This is a genomic window from Amycolatopsis speibonae, from assembly GCF_042647925.1.
GTDB lineage: Bacteria > Actinomycetota > Actinomycetes > Mycobacteriales > Pseudonocardiaceae > Amycolatopsis > Amycolatopsis speibonae.
On the sequence record NZ_JBHRWK010000036.1, the window covers coordinates 39,179 to 58,548 of the forward strand.

Consider the following 19,370-nt stretch of genomic DNA (forward strand, 5'->3'; position numbering starts at 1 on the left):
TCGGCCGCCGCGGGCAGTGGTGCGCGGCGACCTCTTCTGGGGGTTGCAGGGCGCGCTGGACCGGCGGGGCCTCGGGCCCGTCGCCGGGGTCGACGAGGCTGGGCGCGGTGCTTGCGCCGGCCCGCTCGTCGTGGCCGCCTGTGTCCTGCGTCCCGGCGACGCCGCCCGGCTGCCCGAACTAACCGACTCGAAGGTCCTCACGGCCAAGGCCCGCGACAGGGTCTACGACCGGGTCGTGCAGCGTGCCGTCGACTACGCGGTCATCGTCATCCCGGCGGCCGAGGTCGACTTGTTCGGCATCCACGTCATGAACCTCGAAGGCATGCGACGTGCCGTTTCGGCGCTGCGGAAGACCCCTGGCTACGTCTTGACCGACGGGTTCCGCGTGTCCGGGCTGCCCGCCCCGAGCGTCCCGGTGATCAAGGGGGACAAGGCCGTCGCCTGCGTGGCGGCGGCGTCCGTGCTGGCCAAGGTCACGCGGGACAGGATCATGGGCGACCTGCACGACGTCCACCCGCACTACGGTTTCGACGTGCACAAGGGGTACAGCACGTCCGAGCACAGCGCGGCGCTGAACACGCACGGTCCGAGTCCGGTCCATCGCTGGTCGTACGCCAATGTGGCCACCGTGGCCGCCGCGCATCGGGCGCGGCCGCCTCACCCGGTCGTGCTGACCGTCGCGGCACTGGAAAACCCGAGCGTGCCGATACGTGCCCTCGGCCCCTACGTGGGTAACAATGAACGCTCCGCCGCTGGAGTGTCAGCAGAATCGCGAGGAGGGGCGCGGATTTCATGAGCGCAGAGGATCTCGAGAAGTACGAGACCGAGATGGAGCTCTCGCTTTACCGCGAGTATCGCGACATAGTCGGCCAGTTCTCGTACGTGGTGGAGACCGAGCGGCGATTCTATCTGGCCAACGCCGTCGACGTGCAGGTGCGCGACGGTGGCGGTGAGGTGTACTTCGAGGTCCGCATGTCCGACGCGTGGGTCTGGGACATGTACCGGCCGGCCAGGTTCGTCAAGCACGTCCGGGTCATCACGTTCAAGGACGTCAACGTCGAGGAACTCGACAAGCCGGATCTCCGGCTGCCGGAGGAAGGTCCGTTCTCCGGCTGATCTTCGGAAGTAAGTGAAGGCCCTCTTCAGAGCGCTGGACGCCCTGAAGGGGGCCTTCACGTTTCCCTAGCACGATCACCGACGATTTCCGGCTCGCACCCCTCCGCGACGTCCGAGTTATCCACAACACCCCAGTTGTCCACAGGCGGGCGAATCGAGCCTGTTCGACGGCCGCTCACCCTGGCAGCGTTGATCGCACACACACCGTGATGATCGCTGAGGGGGATCGAGATGACGAGCACGGCCGAACAGCCACCCGCCGGGGCGCCGCACATCGAGCTGGGCCGATGGGGCGAAGAACTCGCCGTCCGGCATCTGGAGAAGACCGGGTATGTCGTCCTGTACCGCAACTGGCGCTGCCGGGACGGTGAACTGGATCTTGTCGCGACGGACCGGAAACGCCTCATCTTCTGCGAGGTGAAGACGAGGACGGGGCTGGGCTTCGGCACTCCGGCCGAAGCGGTGACCCCGGCCAAGGCGGATCGCATCCGCCGTCTCGCGCACCAGTGGCAGCGCAGGTTCATGATCCGCTGGTGCCCGGTCCGCTACGACATCATCGCGATCGTCGCCCGGCCCGATGCCCGGCCGAAGGTGCGGCACATCAAGGCGGCGTTCTGAATGGCGCTGTCGAAGTCCTGGTCCGTCGCGCTCATCGGCGTCGACGGCAGGATGATCGAGATCGAGGCCGACATCGGCGGTGGGGCGCCGAAGGTGACGATGGTCGGGCTGCCCGACCCAGGGCTGAGGGAGGCCAAGGACAGAGTCCGCTCGGCCGTCCGCAATTCGGGGCAGACGTGGCCGGACGAAAGAGTGATCCTCGGCCTGTCTCCGGCGAACCTGCCGAAGGTGGGGTCCGGCTACGACCTGGGCATCGCGGCGGCGGTACTGGCCGCGACGGGGTCGGTTCCGGCCACGAAACTGCTGAACACCGTGCTGCTCGGCGAACTCGCCCTCGACGGCAGGGTGCGTGCCGTCCGCGGGGTCCTGCCGGGGCTGCTGGCGGCGCGCAACGCCGGATACCGGCGCGCGGTCGTGCCCGCCGAATCGCTGTTCGAAGCCGCCCTCGTGGACGGGCTGGAGATCGGCGGGGTAGCCCGGCTGAGCGATTTCGTGGACTGGCTCAAGGGCGAAGGGGAACTCACCCGGCCCGAGCCGTTCGTCGCCCAAGAGCCGCCGCGAGTACCCGACCTCGCCGACGTCGTGGGACAACCGGAAGCGCGTTGGGCACTGGAGGTGGCCGCTGCGGGCGGGCATCACCTGCTCATGACCGGTCCTCCCGGGGTGGGCAAGACGATGCTGGCGAAACGCCTCCCCGGCCTCCTCCCACGACTGAGCTCCGAAGAGTCGTTGCAGGTCACCGCGGTTCATTCGATCGACGGTTCGCTCTCCCCGACCGAACCGCTGGTCACCGTGCCGCCGTTCGTCGCGCCGCATCATTCGATCAGCGTGCCCGCGCTGATCGGCGGCGGCAGCGGCCTGGCCGTTCCCGGTGCCATCAGCCGGGCGCACCGGGGCATCCTGTTCCTCGACGAGGTCTGCGAATTCGGCCCGGAACGGCTGGAGTCGCTGCGCACGGTCCTCGAAGAGGGCGAGGTGCGGATCGCGAGGGTCAAGGGCGCCGTGCGGTACCCGGCACGCTTCCAACTGGTGCTGGCGACCAACCCCTGCCCCTGTGCCCCGACGAAAGACGCTGACTGCACCTGCTCGGCGTCCGCGCGAAGGCGGTATTTGGGCCGGCTCTCCGGACCCTTACTCGATCGGGTGGATCTGCGGGTTCGGTTGCGCCCGCTGTCCGCGCTCAGCGCGCACCTGGGCGAGCCGCCCGAGGCGTCGGCGGCCGTCCGGGAGCGGGTTCTGGAGGCGCGCGAGCGCGCCGGAAAGCGCTGGGCCGAGCACGGCTGGCCGACGAACGCGGAGGTGCCCGGCCCGGCACTGCGCCGCGAATTCGCCCTGCCACCGCAGGTCACGGCCTTGCTGGACCGCGCGCTCGAAAGGGGTGCGATCACCGCGCGCGGCGCGGACCGATGCCTTCGCATCGCTTGGACACTCACCGATCTGAAGGGTGCCGACAAGCCGGAGGCGGACGAGGTCGCGGCGGCCCTGAACTTCCGAGAGAGGTCATCCGGATGAGTGAACTCGAAGCCGAACGCGTCGCGCGGTCGTATCTCTTGCGCGTGGCCGAGCCTCCGGCGCCCGCCTTGGTGGGTTTCGTCGGCGAACACGGCCCGGTCGTCGCCGCGGAACGAGTGCGGCGTGCCGATTGCCCGCCGAAGGTGCGCGACGAGACGGCCGCGCGGCGTGCGCACGACTACGCCGAGCGGGATCTGGAGCGCGCGGCCGCCGACGAGACCCGGCTCGTCATCCCGGAAGACGGCGAATGGCCGGCTTGGCCGTTGCTTTCGCTGGCCGTCGCCCAGGGCCGGGGTGTCTCCGGCATGGCGCCTCCGCTGGCGCTGTGGGTACGCGGCCCGGCCAGGCTCGACGAGGCGGTGGACCAGGCGATCGCGATCGTCGGCGCCCGCGCGGCGACCGAGTACGGCGAGCACAACGCGGCCGAACTCGGGTATCACCTGGCGAGCAGGGGGATCCCGGTGTTCTCGGGGGCGGCGTACGGCATCGACGGCGCGGCCCACCGGGGCGCGTTGAGTGCGGACGGCACGACGGTCGCTTTGCTCGGCTGCGGGATCGACGCCGGTTATCCGGCCCAGCACACGACCCTGTTGCGCACCATCGGGAAGACCGGCGCGGTGGTCAGCGAGTACCCGCCGGGCACTTCGCCCGCGAGGCATCGGTTCCTCGTCAGGAACAGGCTCATCGCGGCCCTCACGGAAGGGACCGTCGTGGTCGAGGCGGGCAGGCGCAGCGGCGCGCGGAACACCGCCGGTACGGCCGGAGCGCTGGGCAAGGTCGTGATGGCGATGCCGGGACCGGTGTCGTCGGGGATGTCCGCCGGCTGCCACACGCTGATCCGCGAAGGCGAGGCCACGCTGGTGACCTCGGTCGACGAGATCCTCGAGACCGCCGGACGGCTGGGGGAGCACGGCGCGGATCCGTCGAAACCGCGCCGCCGCACCGATCGGCTGGGCCCGGAAGCACTGCGAGTGCACGACGCGCTGTCCGAACGGTCGGCGAGACCCGAGGAGCGGATAGCCGCCGAGTCCGGCGTGCCCGTCGAGCGCGTCCGCTCCCTGTTGCCCGAACTGGAACTCGACGGTTTCGCGGAAAGAGGTGACGCAGGGTGGCGAAGACGGGCCACCAAGACCTGACTGGCCTACACCTGAGACGCCATCCCGGCACGATCCGACCACGGACACCGCAACAGGGTGCGGCGATACTTGACCATCCGCCGTACATCGCGCAGCGTGATCGGCATGCCGTCGACCGAAGGTCCCCACGGCACGGGAAAACGCGCCCGCAGACCCGATCTGCGCGCCGCCCGTGCGGCGCTGCCGGAGCCTGTCCGGAAGCTGATCGACGACTACGAGCGGCACCTCACCCTGGAACGCGGGCTCTCCGCGCATACCGTGCGTGCCTACCTCGGCGATGTGGTGTCGCTGCTGGGCTTCGTGGACGGGAACGGCGGCCGGTTCGAGGATCTCGACATCGGGACGCTGCGCGGCTGGCTGGCCCGGCAACGCGAGGACGGGGCCGGGCGGACGACGCTGGCCAGGCGAGCGGCGGCGGCCCGCACCTTCACCGCGTGGGCTCACCGAGGCGGGGCGCTCGCGTCCGACCCGGGAGGGCGGCTGGTGGCGCCGCGCGCGCACCGCAAGCTTCCCGGGGTCCTCCGCGCGGAGCAGGCGAGCGAGGTCATGCGCTCCTCAGCCGCCGGTGCCGAACAGCGCGACCCGGTGGCTTTGAGGGACAGTGCCATCGTGGAACTGCTCTACGCGACCGGTGTGCGGGTCTCCGAACTGTGCGGGCTGGATACGGGCGACGTCGACTTCTCCCGCCGCGTCGTGCTCGTGCTGGGCAAGGGCGGCAAGGAACGCGTCGTGCCGTTCGGTGTCCCCGCCGAGGCGGCTTTGCGGGTGTGGCTGGACGAGGGCAGGGGAAAGCTCGCCGTCGAAGCGAAGGGGCCGGTCGAAGCCGCACTTTTCCTGGGGGCACGGGGAGGCAGGCTCGACCCGCGGGCGGCCCGCCGGGTCGTCCACGACGCCGTCGGCTCGGTTCCGGGTACGAGTGACATGGGGCCGCACGGCCTGAGGCATTCGGCGGCCACTCATCTGCTCGAAGGCGGTGCCGATCTTCGGAGCGTTCAGGAACTGCTTGGTCACGCTACGCTGGCCACAACGCAGCTCTACACTCATGTGACCGTCGATCGGCTGAAGGCGATCCACGACCGCGCGCACCCCCGGGCCCGATGATGCCGGGGAGGACTCGGCAGGTGACCCGGCGGCCCGAACCGGCGGCGCACGCGCATCCGCACGAGCACGGAGATCACGCTGAGTCGCATGCTGAGAACGGCGGTCCGATGACCGCCGACCCACATGTCACCGAAGCCGCCGGGAAACACCGTCCCGGCGGGGACGGTCCTGCCGTCGCGCCCGGAACGCGGACGAGCTACGAGGTCGACGCCGGGATCCAGGCGTTGTGGCGGGAGTTCACCGAGTCGCCGGACCAGATCGTGCGCGACAGGCTCGTGCTGCACTACGCCCCGCTCGTCAAGTACGTCGCGGGCAGGGTCGGCACCGGCCTGCCGACCCACGTCGACGTCGGCGACCTGATCCAGTCCGGGATCTTCGGCCTGGTCGACGCGATCGAAAAGTTCGAACCCGCCAGGGGCCTGCGGTTCGAGACCTACGCCATGCAGCGCATCCGGGGCGCGATCCTCGACGATCTCCGGTCCCAGGACTGGGTCCCCAGAGCGGTGCGCAGCAAGGCCCGCGAGGCCGAGCGTGCGCTGGAACGCCTCGGCGCCCGCCTGAACCGCACGCCGACAGACGCCGAGCTGGCGGCCGAGCTCGAAATCAGCGTCGACGACCTGCGCGAGTTCTACGGCCAGATGCAGCTGACCAGCGTCATCGCACTGGAAGACCTGGTCGCCGCGGGCAAGGACAGCGGCTCGCTGGTCGACACCCTGCCCGACGACGGTGCCGTCGACCCGGTGGCCGTCCTGGTCGACCAGGACAACCGCCGCCAGCTGGCGGCGGCGATCGCCCAGCTCACCGAACGCGACCGGATCGTGGTCGGTCTCTACTACTTCGAGAGCCTGACCCTCGCCGAGATCGGCAAGGTCCTCGGCGTCACCGAGTCGCGGGTCAGCCAGCTGCACACCCGCGCCGTCATGCGACTGCGCGCGAAGCTGGTCGAGCAGGCCTGACGGCCCCGGGAACCGTCCCGCCGGACGGGTGTCGTCCGTCCACACACGGTTGTCGTCCGTCTGATCACGCGTGACCTCCTGTAGAGACCGTCGCACCGCCGCGACCGCGGAGCACCTCCTCGACGCCATTCGGCCAGACGCGCCCACAGCCGTGATCAGACACGGGACTCGCGTGATCAGACGCGGAACTCGCGTGATTGGGCAGGCGACATGCGTGATCAGGGGCGCGACTCGCGTGATTGGGCGGGCGACTCGCGTGATCAGGCGCGGGACTCGCGTGAGCAGGGGCGGGAGCCGCGTGGCTGGGCGGACGACACGCGTGAGTCGAACGCGCGCGGGAGGGCGCTCAGTCTCCTTCCCACGGTTTGAGGCGGATCTCGGACGGTTCACCGATCAACGCGAGCGGATCGACGTACTCTTCGCCCCGCCGGACGCCGAAATGCAGGCAAGCCGGCTCGGGACAGCCTGGATGGCCCGCGACGAGCGTTCCGAGCACCTGGCCCCGGTAGACCTGATCACCCGCGGTGACCGTCGGAGCGAGCGGTTGGTAGCTGGTGCGCAGACCTCCGTCGTGATCGATCGAAACCACCCCGCGGCCCGCCACCTGCCCGGCGAACATCACCACTCCCTCGGCGGCCGCGAGCACGTTCGTGCCCGGTGCGGCGGCGAGGTCGATGCCCCGGTGGCCTGGGCCGTACGGCGTCGACGGCGGCTCGAAGTACCTGGTGACGCTCGGTGCCGGAGAAAGCGGCCAGGAGAGGCGCCCTTGCGGCGAAGGCGCGCCTCTGGCCGTTCCCGGCGTCGCCGAAGCGGCCAAGAGCGCGAGCACGGTCGCGAGGATCACGAGGCGGGGAAGGCCTCGCGGGCGCCCCGGACGGCGGTGCCTGCCACCGGTGCGGTCGATCGCGAAGGAATGCCTGGTGACAGGGCGGGAACAGGTCGTCGTCGTCATGTGTCCCAGCTTGCTGGCACGGCGTGGCGTGCGGGGCGCGCCGATGGAATCTGTGGGTAACCGAGCCGGTTGTGGACAACCGCTCTCATCAGGGGCTGCCGGTGCGGTAGGTGGCGACGACAGGGAGTAGACTTCTTTGCGCGGTCCGCGTCAGCGGGCTGACTTCGCGTGCACGTGCGCGCTCCCGATGGCCGATCTCCTCACGGAGGGTCAGGACAGGCGGGAGCACACGGCCCGGCGGTCCCTGGGGTCACTTCACTCCCGGGTCCGGGCCCGAGCATCTGCACCAGGGCGATCGGCCACCCGGCCGTGAGCGACGAACCGAAAAGCGCGGTCCCGGCGGAGCCGGGCGCGCACGACACAGAAGAGGTTGATTCCGGCAATGGCCGTCGTCACCATGAAGCAGCTGCTCGACAGCGGCGTCCACTTCGGGCACCAGACCCGTCGGTGGAACCCGAAGATGAAGCGCTACATCTTCACCGAGCGCAATGGCATCTACATCATCGACTTGCAGCAGACGCTGACGTACATCGACCGTGCGTTCGAGTTCATCAAGGAAACCGTCGCGCACGGCGGCACCATCATGTTCGTCGGCACGAAGAAGCAGGCTCAGGAAGCCATCGCTTCCGAGGCCGCGCGCGTGGGCATGCCCTACGTGAACCAGCGCTGGCTCGGCGGCATGCTGACCAACTTCCAGACGGTGCACAAGCGTCTTCTCCGCCTGAAGGAGCTCGAGTCGCAGGAGCAGACCGGCGGCTTCGCCGGCCTGACCAAGCGAGAGATCCTCACGCTCACCCGTGAGAAGGACAAGCTCGAGAAGACCCTCGGCGGTATCCGCGACATGGCCAAGGTGCCGAGCATCGTGTGGATCGTCGACACCAAGAAGGAGCACATCGCCGTCGGCGAGGCTCGCAAGCTGAACATCCCGGTCGTCGCGATCCTGGACACCAACTGCGACCCCGACGAGGTCGACTACCCGATTCCGGGTAACGACGACGCGATCCGTTCGGCCGCGCTGCTGACCAAGGTCGTGGCCGAGGCCGCCGCCGCCGGTCTGATGGCCCGCTCCAGCCGCAACGGTTCTTCTTCCGCCGACACCAAGCCCGAGGCGGGCGTCGCCACGGGCGAGCCGCTGGCCGAGTGGGAGAAGGAGCTGCTCGCCGGCTCCGAGACCGCCGCCGCGGACGCCAAGGAAGCCGCCGCCGCGACCGGCGCGGCCACCGAGGCCACCGAGGCCCCGGCTGAGGCTCCGGCAGAGGTCCCGGCCGAGCAGGCCACCGCCTCTTCCTGATCCACCCGCTTGTGGGGCCGCCTCCGGGCGGCCCCACGAGTACCTCCCCAAAAGACTTTTCTCGTACCTGAAAAGGACGGATACACCCACGATGGCGAACTACACCGCCGCAGACGTGAAGCGTCTCCGCGAGCTGACCGGCTCCGGCATGATGAACTGTAAGAAGGCGCTGGAGGAGAACGACGGCGACTTCGACAAGGCCGTCGAGTTCCTGCGCATCAAGGGCGCCAAGGACGTCGGCAAGCGCGCCGAGCGCGCCACCGCCGAAGGCCTCGTCGCCGGCGACGGGGGCGTGCTGATCGAGCTCGACTCCGAGACCGACTTCGTCGCGAAGAACGAGGACTTCCAGGCCCTCGCCGCGAAGATCGTCGAGGTCGCGAAGGCCGAGAAGACCAGCGACGTCGAGAAGCTGAAGGCCGCCTCGCTCGACGGCAAGACCGTCGACGAGCAGGTCCAGGCGATGGCCGCCCGTATCGGTGAGAAGCTCGAGCTGCGCCGTGTCGCCGCCTACGAAGGCACCACCACCACGTACCTGCACCGTCGCGGTGCGGACCTCCCGCCCGCCGTCGGCGTGCTCATCGAGTACACCGGCGAAGGCGAAGCCGCCGCCGAGGCCGCTCGCGGTGCCGCCATGCAGGTCGCCGCGCTGAAGGCCAAGTACCTCACCCGTGACGAGGTCCCGGCCGAGATCGTCGACAACGAGCGCCGCGTCGCCGAGGCGACCGCCCGCGAAGAGGGCAAGCCGGAGCAGGCCATGCCCAAGATCATCGAGGGCAAGGTCAACGCCTACTACAAGGACAACGTCCTGCTCGAGCAGCCGTCGGTCAAGGACAACAAGAAGACCGTCAAGGCCCTGCTCGACGAGGCCGGCGTGACCGTGAGCCGGTTCGCCCGGTTCGAGGTCGGCCAGGCCTGATCCAGGCGCGGAACACAAGAACCACCACTGTGCCCCGTCTCCGTCCATCGGGGACGGGGCACAGTCGGGTTTCAGAGCATTAGGGAGGGCGACATGGGTGTCCGGGTCGAAGGCGGATACCGGCGGGTGCTGCTGAAACTGGGCGGCGAGATGTTCGGCGGCGGTTCCATCGGGGTTGATCCGGATGTGGTGCACTCGGTCGCTCAGCAGATCGCCGACGTCGCCCGCACGGGCGTGCAGATCGCCGTCGTGATCGGCGGCGGCAACTACTTCCGCGGCGCGGAGCTGTCGCAGCGCGGTATGGACCGTGACCGCGCCGACTACATGGCGATGCTCGGCACCGTCATGAACTGCCTGGCGCTGCAGGACTTCCTGGAGAAGGAGGGGTTGCCCACCCGCGTGCAGACCGCCATCACCATGGGGCAGGTCGCCGAGCCGTACATCCCGCGCCGCGCCGAGCGTCACCTGGAGAAGGGCCGCGTCGTCATCTTCGGCGCTGGGGTCGGCATGCCGTACTTCTCGACCGACACCGCCGCCGCGCAGCGCGCGCTCGAACTCGGCTGCGAAGCCGTCTTGATGGCGAAGGCCGTCGACGGCGTCTACACCGCGGACCCGAAGAGCGATCCGACCGCCGAGATGTTCCACGAGATCAGCCACCGCGAGGTGCTGGAACGGGACCTCAAGGTCGCCGACGCCACCGCGTTCAGCCTGTGCATGGACAACAACATGCCGATCATCGTGTTCAATCTGCTCACCGAGGGGAACATCGCCCGCGCGGTCAGCGGTGAGAGGATCGGCACCCTGGTCGACACCCCCGCCGACGGGGTGCCCGCGTAGTCCTGCTCTGATCTTCGCAATCGGTACGCATACACAACAACGGGAGTTGCCGTGATCGACGAGACCCTCCTCGACGCCGAGGAGAAGATGGAAAAAGCGGTGTCCGTCGCCAAGGAGGACCTGTCGTCGGTACGCACCGGCCGGGCCCACCCTGGGATGTTCTCGCGCGTTGTCGTCGACTACTACGGCGCGCCGACCCCGCTGAACCAGCTGGCGGGAGTCAACATCCCCGAAGCCCGGATGGCGTTGATCAAGCCTTACGACCAGACCTCGCTCAACGCCATCGAGAAGGCGATCCGCGAGTCGGACCTCGGTGTGAACCCGAGCAACGACGGCAACGTGATCCGCATCGTCATCCCGCAGCTCACCGAAGAGCGCCGCAAGGAGATGGTGAAGGTCGCCAAGTCCAAGGGTGAGGACGCCCGCGTCTCGATCCGCAGCGTCCGCCGCAAGGCCAAGGAAGAGCTGGACCGGATCAAGAAGGACGGCGAGGCAGGCGAGGACGAGGTCGTCCACGCCGAGAAGGAACTGCAGAACCTCACCGACTCGTACACGCACAAGGTCGACGAGCTGGTGAAACACAAGGAAGCCGAGCTACTCGAGGTCTGATGAGCCAGGTGAGCGAGGAACGCGAGGACCGGGTGGAGAACCCGGAACCGGTTCCGGCGGAGAAGCCGGAACCGGCGCAGAAGGTTTCCCGCGCCGGCCGTAACCTGCCCGCCGCGATCGGGGTCGGGCTGGTGCTGGGGGCGGCGATCGTGACGTCCCTGCTCACCGTGCGCTATCTGTTCATCGGCATCATCGCGATCGCGATCGCGGTCGGCACGATCGAGCTGGCCGGGGCACTGAAGCGCGCGGCGGGCATCCGGATCGCGCTGGTCCCGGTGCTCGTCGGCGGCCAGGCGATGATCTGGCTGGCTTGGCCGTACGGCCGCGAAGGCGCGTTGACGGCGTTCGTGCTGACGGTGCTCGTCTGCCTGCTGTGGCGGTTGCCCGGCGGTGCGGACGGCTATCTGCGCGACATCAGCGCGTCGGTCTTCGCCGCCGCGTACATCCCGCTCTTCGGTGCCTTCGCCGCCATGCTCGTCCCGCCCGAGGACGGTGTCGGCCGGGTTCTGGCGTTCATGATCGGCGTCGTCGCCTCGGACACCGGCGGTTACATCGCCGGCGTGCTGGGCGGCAAGCATCCGATGGCGCCCAGCATCAGCCCGAAGAAGACCTGGGAAGGCTTCGCCGGGTCGCTCGTGGCCGGTGTGGTCGCCGGTGCGCTGACGCTGAGCCTGCTGCTCGACGGCCACGCCTGGCAGGGTGTGCTGTTCGGTGCGGCGATCGTCTGCACCGCGACACTGGGCGATCTCGTCGAGTCGCTGATCAAACGCGACCTCGGGGTCAAGGACATGGGGAACATGCTGCCGGGGCACGGCGGGCTGATGGACCGGCTCGACTCGTTGCTCCCGTCGGCCGTCGTCTCCTGGCTCCTGCTCTCGGCGTTCGTCCCCGTCTAGACGAAACCCATGTGACAAGTCCGGTGCGCCGGGCCAAGGTCGGGAGTATGCGAACTCGACGGATGAGTAAGCGGCTTCTGACCCTGGCTCTGAGCGTGGTGACGCTCGGCGCCCTGACGACAACCGTGGCGGAAGCGGGCGAAAGCCCGGTCGTCCGCACGGATTCCGGTCCCGTTCGCGGCGTGAGTACCAGCGAATACCGGAGTTTCCAAGGCATTCCGTTCGCCGCGCCACCGGTCGGTGAGCGGCGCTGGGCGCCACCCGCCAGACCCGAGCCGTGGACCGCCGTGCGGGACGCGAGCAAGCCCGGGCCTCGGTGCGCGCAGGGCGCGGGGATCGGTTCGGACCCGAGTGACGCCGAGGATTGCCTGTATCTCAACGTGACCAGCCCGGCCAAACCGGCGCACAAGCCGCGTCCGGTGATGGTCTGGGTGCACGGTGGCGGCTTCACCTCCGGCGCCGGCAGCGACTACGACTTCAAGCGCATGGCCCTCGGCGGGGACGTCGTCGTGGTGACCGTGAACTACCGGCTGGGCGTGTTCGGCTTCTTCGGCCACCCGGAGCTCGGAAGCGACTCCGGCGTCTTCGGCCTTCAGGACCAGCAGGCCGCTCTTCGCTGGGTGCAGCGCAACGCCCGCGCCTTCGGGGGAGATCCCCGGAACGTCACGCTGTTCGGTGAATCCGCCGGCGGGATGAGCACGTGCGCCCAGCTGACCTCCCCGTCGGCCGCGGGATTGTTCCACCGCGCGATCATCCAGAGCGGGCCGTGCACGCTGACCTGGCCTGACGGCGGATTCTTCCCGGGAGCGCCCGCGGGGTCGCCGTACGTTCCCCGCGCCGACGCCGAGGCGGCGGGTGCCGACGTCGCGAAGAAGCTGGGCTGTGCCGACGTCGACTGTCTTCGCCGCGTCCAGGCCAAGGATCTGCTGAGTCAGCCGGCCGGCGCACCCACGTACGGCACCGATCTGCTGCCGGAGCATCCCGCCACCGCGCTCCGCGAAGGCCACTTCGCCCGTGTGCCGGTGCTGACCGGGATCACGAGGAACGAGTCGAGGCTGCTCGTCGCGCTGTTCCCCGGACATCCGTTCACCGAAGAGCACTACCAAGAGCTGTTGCGCACCGCGTTCAAGGACAAGGCGCCGCTTGTCGCCGCCGAGTACCCCTCCGCGAAGCACGGCGGCCCGGCGATGGCGTTCGCGGACGCCATGACCGACCGGAGCTGGGGGTGTCCTCAGGCAGGGAACGAGCGGTTGCTGCGCGAGCGCACCCGGACCTTCGGCTACGAGTTCGCCGATCGGGACGCTCCGCCGCTTCTCCCGGCCCCGCCGGGAATGGTTCCCGGAGCTTCTCATGGATCCGAATTGGCTTATTTGTCTGATATGACCCCGTCGCCGGGGAAATTGACGTCCGCGCAACAGAAGCTCGCGGCGCAAATGATTCAATACTGGACCCGGTTCGCCCGGACCGGGAATCCGAACGGTGAAGGTCTGCCGAAGTGGCGTCCCACGCCGCGGACGCAGTCGCTGGCGCCGGGCGAGATCGGCCCGGTCGACCTCACGTCCGTGCACAACTGCGGGTTCTGGGCGGGTCTCTGACGAAAGAGCCGGGGTGACCACGTGGTCACCCCGGCTCTTCGGTCAGTCGTCGTAAGGATCGTCGACTTCGGCGCTGCCCCAGCCCTCGACCGCCCGGGAGTGGTCGATCACGGCGAACACCGAACCGTCCGGGTCGGCGAGGATCGCCATCCGGCCGTACGGGGTGTCGTAGGGCTGGACCACGACGGCGCCGCCGAGCATCAAGGCCTGTCCCGCCGTGGCGTCCGCGCCCCGGGCCGGGTCGAGTTCGAGGTAGACCATCCAGTGCGGGGGAGTGTCCGGCCGGTATTCCGAGCCCATCACGTACCGGTACAGCACCGGTTCGTGCTCGATGAGCCATTCGGCGTAGTCGAGCGACGTGCCGTCGCCGATCTGGTGGCTGGTGTAGTCGAAGAGGCGGCAGTAGAAGTGATCCGCCGCCGCGCCGTCGTGGGTGTTGAGATCCGCGCCGCTGAAGGTGTTGGGCACGCCCGTCGCGAACTCCCAGGTGGCGGGCGGTTCCCAGAAGACGACGTGCGCGCCGCACGCGTCGATGGCGTGGATTATGTTGCCGCGATGGGGAATCGCCATCGGGCCGAGCGTGACCCGGCCACCGAGACTGTCCACCCACTCCGCGGCCGCGGCCGCCTGCGGCACCGAGATGTGGATGCTCCAGCCGGACGGCCCCTCCGCACCCGCGCGGTACAGACCGCCGGTCGGGACGCCGTTCAGCGTCGCGATCGAGTATCGGCCGGTCGGCGTCGCCGGATCACGCTGAACGGCGAATTCCCAGTCGAATAGTCCGCTGTAGAAGGCTTGTACGGCCGCTTCGTCTCTGCATGCGAGTTCGATCCAGCACGGGATTCCTGAAGGGATGACGGAAGTGTGGGCGGCCGAGCCAAGCGACATGCGGTTCTCCCTTACCGGTGGGAGTAAAGTCTAGTCGCTATCCGCATTGTTTCCGTGAAAGATTTCGAACCTGGATGGCCCGGAACCCGGCCCGGTGTCCCATCGTTGGAGCTTCCGTGCGCTGGTTTCCCCGAGCTGTCTCCGCCTTCCGTCGTGGCGAGGAAGTGCTGCCGAGCCCGAATATCTGGTACTACCAAAAGGCTTACGAGGTCGAGAACCGCGCGCAGGACGTCGGGGACGAGATCTGGCGGGTGCTCGCCGGGTACCGCGACTGGGCCGGAGCGGACGTGCTCGACATCGGCTGTGGTGACGGGTTCCACCTGCCTCGGTTCGCCTCGACCGCGCGGTCTGTGCTCGGGATCGAACCCCACGAGCCGCTCGCCCGTGACGCGCGGCACCGCGTCGAGGACCTGCCGAACGTCGAAGTGCGGCAAGGCCGTGCGCAGCGGCTTCCGGTGCCGGACGAGGCTTTCGACGTCGTCCACGCCCGGACCGCGTACTTCTTCGGCCCCGGCTGTGAGCCCGGCCTTCGTGAAGCGGAGCGGGTGCTGCGGCCCGGTGGGACGCTGCTGATCGTGGATCTCGATGTCGCGAGTGAGCCCTACGGACGCTGGATGCGACTGGATCTGCCGCACTACGACCCGCCGGGAGTCGAGAAGTTCTTCGCCCGCCGGGGATTCGACTGCCGCAAGGTGATGACGCGGTGGCTGTTCGAGGACGCCGCCGCGATGGAAGCGGTGTTGAGGATCGAGTTCAGCGCTCCGGTCGCGGCGAAGGCGATCGCGGAGGTCCGGCGCCTGAACGAGGTTTCGTCAGGCGCCGGTGCGGAGCAGGTGACGGTGCCGGTGGGCTATCGCGTCCATGCGCGGACCAAGCCCACCGACCTCGTCGTCCCAGGTCACTCCGCGTCCTCGGCGGATGCCGTGCCCGGAGCGGTGTCGTCGGCCTCGCCGAGGATGCCGTAGATCGTCCGGCGTGCCTCGTTGAGGACGTCGACGGTGCGGGCCTGCTGGGCTTCGCTGCCGGCGTGCATGACCTGCGCGACGGCCGCGGCCAGGGTCGCCCCCGCCTTGCGCAGGTTCACCTCGACCGGGTCGACGTCGTGGGCGATCTGCTCCCACGGCGGGACGGCGTCCTGCTGCTCGGCCGCGGCGCGGCCGGATTCGGTGAGTTCGAACAGCTTCTTGCCGCTCTCGTCCTTGCTGATCACCAGGCCTTCGTCGGCCAGCATCTGCAGGGTCGGGTAGACCGAGCCGGGGCTCGGCTTCCAGAAGCCGCCGCTGCGCTCGCCGATCTCGCGGATGATCTCGTAACCGTGCCTCGGCTGCTCGGACAGCAGCGCGAGGATCGCGGCGCGGACGTCGCCGCGCTTGCCACGCCGTCCGCCGGGACGGCCGTGCCGATGCCGGTGGCCCGGCCCGCCCGGACCCGGGGGGAAGTCGCCGAAGCCGCCGCGAGCCCAGGGCCCGAAGGCGGGTCGGCCGTGTTCTGAAGGGAAAGGTCGTCGTCGCATGATGTGAATCCTCTCTACGTAATGTTTCGACCCGTTCACGATATATCGGAAACAGTCGCATGGCAACCTTCCTCTTGTGAGGTGGGTCTCGTTGGCTTGTGCTCGTCAAGCGTGGGGAAGCGGCGACACGAGGCCCGGCACCAGGGTGTGCGTGACCCGGAATCCGGCCGCCGCGACGTCACAGGTCGTGAGGTCGACGCTGATCACTTCGAGGCCGCGGGCTTCGACGCGGTCCTGGTACGCCTTGAGCCGCCGTTCGCCGAGCGCGGGCAGGTCGTCCCAAGACCGGTCCGGCAGGTTGCGCAACGGCGGCGCGACCCGGTGGCTGGCCCTCGGGTCGAGGCGGATCTGGTGCCGGCAAAGGGGATCGGTGACGTCGGCGAAGTCGTCGCGATAGGAGTCGAGGTAGCGCCTGTCCGCCCGGTACGGCTTGAGATCGCCGTGCTCCCGCCGCAGGGCGGCCAGTCCGCTTTCGTCGTCGAGGGCCCGATAGGTGTGGTGCAGCGCGAAACCCTCGGCGAGTGCCTGCTTGGCGGCTTCCAGCGCGTCCGGCCGGGCGGTTAAACCGAGGGACACCCGACGCGTCACGCGGTCGAACACCGCGGCGGCGACCACCGGGACGTCGAATCCGTTGTCGAGAGGGATGAGCGTGACCTCGTGGCCGTCCACGGTGTCGGCGATGAGCGACCGGAGCCCGTCGGGGATCGGCAGCCGCGCGAGGCGGGGCGTGTTCACCAACCGGAGCATCGTGGTGTCGCCTTCGAGGACCGCTTCGAGGCCGGACGTGACGGCGTGTTCTCCGGAGATCCCGCTGGCGAGGCCCGACGGCAGGGGATCGGCGAAGCGTGCTTCTCCCGCTTGCCGTTCTCGGGAAACCAGGAACGCCGGTACCCAGAGGGATTCCCCGGTGCTGTGGGAAAAGCCCTCCACCCACGAGCAGTCCGCGTCCGGCGTCAGCGGCGTGAAAGGGAAGCCAGGGGATCGGTACTGCTCGGCCGAGTAGAGGTTCAGACGGTGAGGGTCGAGCGCCGGGACGCCGTAGCGGGCGAGCCGCTCGTAGCTGGCGAAGCGCACTTCACGGTCTGGCGCGAGCCAGCTGCCGCAGTAGCGCTTCACCGCTTCGCCTACGGCTGTTTGCTGGGCGAGTTCGAAGTCGTGCCATGCCGCGCCGACGGCCTGGCGGTCGTTGGGCCAGTTCGTGACGCGGCGCATGTCCGCGACGTCGACAGCGCACACGCGCAGCCTGGCAGGCATCCCCGGCGACGGCGAGATCTCACGGATCCCGGTCACGATCCCGGTCCGGTCGTCGATCAGCGACGCCGGCGCGGAGACCGGCCGGGTGCGATCCGGGACGGGGAGGACAGGGTGGCGGACCTCGGTCAGGTCCGCCGGGTTCAGGTCGATCTCGCCAGTGGTGATCGCGGTCTGTCCCCGGGAGAGCCAGCGTTCGAGGTGGGCGGAGAGATTCGCCAGCACCCAGCGGGCGTCCCCCGGATCAAGCGCGGGCAGGACCACGTCGAGCGCGTGGGGTTCCGGCGCGGCCGCGCGACGGCGGGCGACGACGTCGGCGAAGTCGATCCCGCCGGGTGCGATCGCGGGTCCGGCGATCACCCGGCCTTGTTCGCGGCGCAGCGGCAGCCATCGCACGCCGCTCTCGGCGCACAAGGCGTCCAACGCGGTCAGTTCGGCGTGGGCGGGGTGATCGAAGGCCGCGACCACGACGGTGTTCTCTGTGTCCACTTCGGACAGCCCGCACAGAGTGCCCACCCTCGCGTACCCGCTCGCGGCGAGCAGTTCCGCGAGCGGCACGGTGAGCGCCCGGGATCCGGTGAGGAGAACCGTGGTTTCGGTAATGATTTTGCACCACCTCCGCCGACCGAGTCTCGGACGGCACATGACGCACGCGCGTCTCCTCGTATGCGATCCGCACGGCGGGTCCGGGCATCGGTCACGTGACCTGGGGAACAGTGCTCCGGGGCGGCCCGGGCGCGTCGAAGGTGGACATGGGAGACTGACTGGGCTATGACTGTCCTCCCTCTCGTCTTCGACGCGCCCAAGCGCGGCCTCCCGCCGCGCCACCTCGCCGACCTCACCGCCGCGGAGCGGGCCGAGGCCGTCGCCGAGCTGGGTGAGAAGCCGTTCCGCGCGAAGCAGCTGTCGAACCACTACTTCTCGCGGCTCACGGTGGACCCGGAGGAGATGACCGACATCCCGGCGGCTTCGCGGGAGAAGCTCGTCGGCGATCTGATGCCGACGCTGCTCACCGAGATCAAGGCGCTCGCCTGCGACGACGGCTCCACCCGCAAGACCCTGTGGCGCGCGCACGACGGGACGCTGCTGGAGAGCGTGCTGATGCGCTACCCGGACCGCGCGACCCTCTGCATTTCGAGTCAGGCGGGCTGCGGCATGGCGTGCCCGTTCTGCGCGACCGGACAGGGCGGCCTCGACAGGAACCTTTCGACGGCGGAGATCGTCGACCAGGTCCGTTCGGCCGCCGCCGTGATGCGTGACGGCGGGATGGCGGGCGGCCCCGGCCGTCTGTCGAACATCGTCTTCATGGGCATGGGCGAGCCGCTGGCGAACTACAAGCGGGTGGTGGCGGCCGTCCGGCGGATCACCGACCCGTCGCCCGACGGCCTGGGGATCGGCCAGCGTTCGGTGACGGTGTCGACCGTCGGCCTGGCGCCGGCGATCCGCAAGCTGGCGGACGAGAAGATGCAGGTGCGGCTCGCGGTTTCGCTGCACACGCCGGACGACGAATTGCGCGACACGCTGGTGCCGGTGAACGAGCGCTGGTCGGTGGACGAGGTCCTGTCCGCGGCCCGGTACTACGCGGACACGTCCGGGCGGCGGGTGTCGATCGAATACGCGTTGATCCGGGACATCAACGATCAGCCTTGGCGGGCCGAGCTGCTGGCGAAGCGTCTTCGCCAGCACCTGGGCCAGCTGGTACATGTGAACGTGATCCCGCTGAACCCGACTCCGGGCAGCAAGTGGGACGCGTCGCCGAAGCCGGTGGAGCGGGAGTTCGTCCGGCTGGTGAACGCGGGCGGAGTAGCGTGCACGGTGCGTGACACGCGCGGTCAGGAGATCGCGGCGGCCTGCGGTCAGCTCGCGGCCGAGAACTGATTTTCCCTTTCAGTGATGGAGATTTTGTCGTGATGTATGCCCCCAGCCTGTTGGACCCGGCTGCGGATGAGCTGAAGCTCACGGACGTGATCGGCCATGGCGCGACAGGGGTCGCGCGTGAGGCCCGGACGCTGCTGGGTGAGCGGTTCAGCTCGGTGACCTTCATGTACGTCCTGATGCGGGCGTTCGAGGTGGAGTACACGGCGGCGCGGGACGCTTCGCGGTGGCACGAGTTCCACGGCGGGCCGTACGCGTTGTCGGACGCCGACCTCGAAGCGCTGCTGGCGCCCTGGCTCACCCGCTGA

20 protein-coding genes are annotated in these 19,370 nt (G+C 69.2%); 16 read left to right on the plus strand and 4 right to left on the minus strand.

Translation table 11 applies throughout. The annotated features are described in order from the left end of the window. Positions 1-16 precede the first annotated feature (16 nt). The 7 genes from ACFOSH_RS23340 (at position 17) to ACFOSH_RS23370 (ending at position 6,439) form a co-directional block, all read left to right on the plus strand. Positions 17-796, plus strand: a complete 780-nt coding sequence (locus ACFOSH_RS23340; protein ID WP_378241212.1) for a ribonuclease HII — start codon at positions 17-19, stop codon at positions 794-796. Further along, positions 793-1,116, plus strand: coding sequence for a DUF2469 domain-containing protein (locus tag ACFOSH_RS23345; RefSeq protein WP_378241162.1), 324 nt, complete (start codon positions 793-795; stop codon positions 1,114-1,116). The genes ACFOSH_RS23340 and ACFOSH_RS23345 overlap by 4 nt, the downstream gene beginning before the upstream one ends. A 231-nt stretch (positions 1,117-1,347) precedes the next feature. Beyond that, positions 1,348-1,734: a YraN family protein gene (locus tag ACFOSH_RS23350; RefSeq protein WP_378241163.1), complete on the plus strand. Its 387-nt coding sequence runs from the start codon at positions 1,348-1,350 to the stop codon at positions 1,732-1,734. After that, positions 1,735-3,246 carry a YifB family Mg chelatase-like AAA ATPase gene (locus ACFOSH_RS23355; protein WP_378241164.1) on the plus strand — a complete coding sequence of 504 codons (1,512 nt, stop codon included), beginning with the start codon at positions 1,735-1,737 and terminating at the stop codon, positions 3,244-3,246. It abuts the gene before it with no gap. Further along, a complete protein-coding gene (gene dprA, locus ACFOSH_RS23360) occupies positions 3,243-4,382 on the plus strand; it encodes a DNA-processing protein DprA (RefSeq protein WP_378241165.1) in 1,140 nt (379 codons plus the stop codon). The genes ACFOSH_RS23355 and dprA overlap by 4 nt, the downstream gene beginning before the upstream one ends. Before the next feature lie 105 nt (positions 4,383-4,487). Then, complete coding sequence (locus ACFOSH_RS23365; protein WP_378241166.1) at positions 4,488-5,483, plus strand: tyrosine recombinase XerC; 996 nt, start codon at positions 4,488-4,490, stop codon at positions 5,481-5,483. A gap of 20 nt (positions 5,484-5,503) precedes the next feature. Beyond that, the gene (locus tag ACFOSH_RS23370; RefSeq protein ID WP_449224192.1) at positions 5,504-6,439 is read left to right on the plus strand and encodes a FliA/WhiG family RNA polymerase sigma factor; all 936 of its coding nucleotides are present in this window, start codon (positions 5,504-5,506) and stop codon (positions 6,437-6,439) included. A gap of 346 nt (positions 6,440-6,785) precedes the next feature. Here the strand turns inward: ACFOSH_RS23370 and ACFOSH_RS23375 are convergent, their stop codons facing one another. Next, a complete protein-coding gene (locus ACFOSH_RS23375) occupies positions 6,786-7,391 on the minus strand; it encodes a murein hydrolase activator EnvC family protein (RefSeq protein ID WP_378241168.1) in 606 nt (201 codons plus the stop codon). Positions 7,392-7,773: 382 nt separating this feature from the next. Here ACFOSH_RS23375 and rpsB point away from each other — a divergent pair, with 382 nt between their 5' ends. The 6 genes from rpsB to ACFOSH_RS23405 all read left to right on the plus strand — a co-directional run bounded on the left by rpsB (position 7,774) and on the right by ACFOSH_RS23405 (position 13,535). Further along, positions 7,774-8,682, plus strand: coding sequence for a 30S ribosomal protein S2 (rpsB, locus tag ACFOSH_RS23380; RefSeq protein ID WP_378241169.1), 909 nt, complete (start codon positions 7,774-7,776; stop codon positions 8,680-8,682). Between the two features lie 91 nt (positions 8,683-8,773). Further along, entirely contained in the window at positions 8,774-9,598 is an 825-nt protein-coding gene (gene tsf, locus ACFOSH_RS23385) for a translation elongation factor Ts (protein ID WP_378241170.1), read from the plus strand. A 93-nt stretch (positions 9,599-9,691) separates the two neighbouring features. Next, positions 9,692-10,435 (plus strand): UMP kinase, encoded by a 744-nt coding sequence (gene pyrH / locus ACFOSH_RS23390; protein WP_005154669.1) that lies wholly within the window; start codon positions 9,692-9,694, stop codon positions 10,433-10,435. 51 nt (positions 10,436-10,486) lie between these two features. Next, on the plus strand, positions 10,487-11,044 hold the full coding sequence (gene frr, locus ACFOSH_RS23395) for a ribosome recycling factor (RefSeq protein WP_005154668.1): 558 nt from the start codon (positions 10,487-10,489) through the stop codon (positions 11,042-11,044). Next, a complete protein-coding gene (locus ACFOSH_RS23400) occupies positions 11,044-11,940 on the plus strand; it encodes a phosphatidate cytidylyltransferase (protein ID WP_378241171.1) in 897 nt (298 codons plus the stop codon). The genes frr and ACFOSH_RS23400 overlap by 1 nt, the downstream gene beginning before the upstream one ends. A 62-nt stretch (positions 11,941-12,002) precedes the next feature. Beyond that, positions 12,003-13,535 carry a carboxylesterase/lipase family protein gene (locus ACFOSH_RS23405; RefSeq protein ID WP_378241172.1) on the plus strand — a complete coding sequence of 511 codons (1,533 nt, stop codon included), beginning with the start codon at positions 12,003-12,005 and terminating at the stop codon, positions 13,533-13,535. Between the two features lie 42 nt (positions 13,536-13,577). Here the strand turns inward: ACFOSH_RS23405 and ACFOSH_RS23410 are convergent, their stop codons facing one another. Then, on the minus strand, positions 13,578-14,423 hold the full coding sequence (locus ACFOSH_RS23410) for a VOC family protein (RefSeq protein WP_378241173.1): 846 nt from the start codon (positions 14,421-14,423) through the stop codon (positions 13,578-13,580). Between the two features lie 116 nt (positions 14,424-14,539). Between ACFOSH_RS23410 and ACFOSH_RS23415 the strand changes: the two genes are divergently transcribed. Beyond that, positions 14,540-15,388 carry a class I SAM-dependent methyltransferase gene (locus tag ACFOSH_RS23415; protein ID WP_378241174.1) on the plus strand — a complete coding sequence of 283 codons (849 nt, stop codon included), beginning with the start codon at positions 14,540-14,542 and terminating at the stop codon, positions 15,386-15,388. Here the strand turns inward: ACFOSH_RS23415 and ACFOSH_RS23420 are convergent. Next, positions 15,322-15,936, minus strand: coding sequence for a PadR family transcriptional regulator (locus tag ACFOSH_RS23420; RefSeq protein ID WP_378241175.1), 615 nt, complete (start codon positions 15,934-15,936; stop codon positions 15,322-15,324). The two genes, ACFOSH_RS23415 and ACFOSH_RS23420, sit on opposite strands and share 67 nt — an antisense overlap. A gap of 105 nt (positions 15,937-16,041) precedes the next feature. After that, positions 16,042-17,745, minus strand: coding sequence for a YcaO-like family protein (locus ACFOSH_RS23425; protein ID WP_378241176.1), 1,704 nt, complete (start codon positions 17,743-17,745; stop codon positions 16,042-16,044). A gap of 213 nt (positions 17,746-17,958) precedes the next feature. Here ACFOSH_RS23425 and rlmN point away from each other — a divergent pair, with 213 nt between their 5' ends. Further along, positions 17,959-19,065: a 23S rRNA (adenine(2503)-C(2))-methyltransferase RlmN gene (gene rlmN, locus ACFOSH_RS23430; protein WP_378241177.1), complete on the plus strand. Its 1,107-nt coding sequence runs from the start codon at positions 17,959-17,961 to the stop codon at positions 19,063-19,065. A gap of 32 nt (positions 19,066-19,097) precedes the next feature. Continuing rightward, entirely contained in the window at positions 19,098-19,370 is a 273-nt protein-coding gene (locus ACFOSH_RS23435) for a hypothetical protein (protein ID WP_378241178.1), read from the plus strand.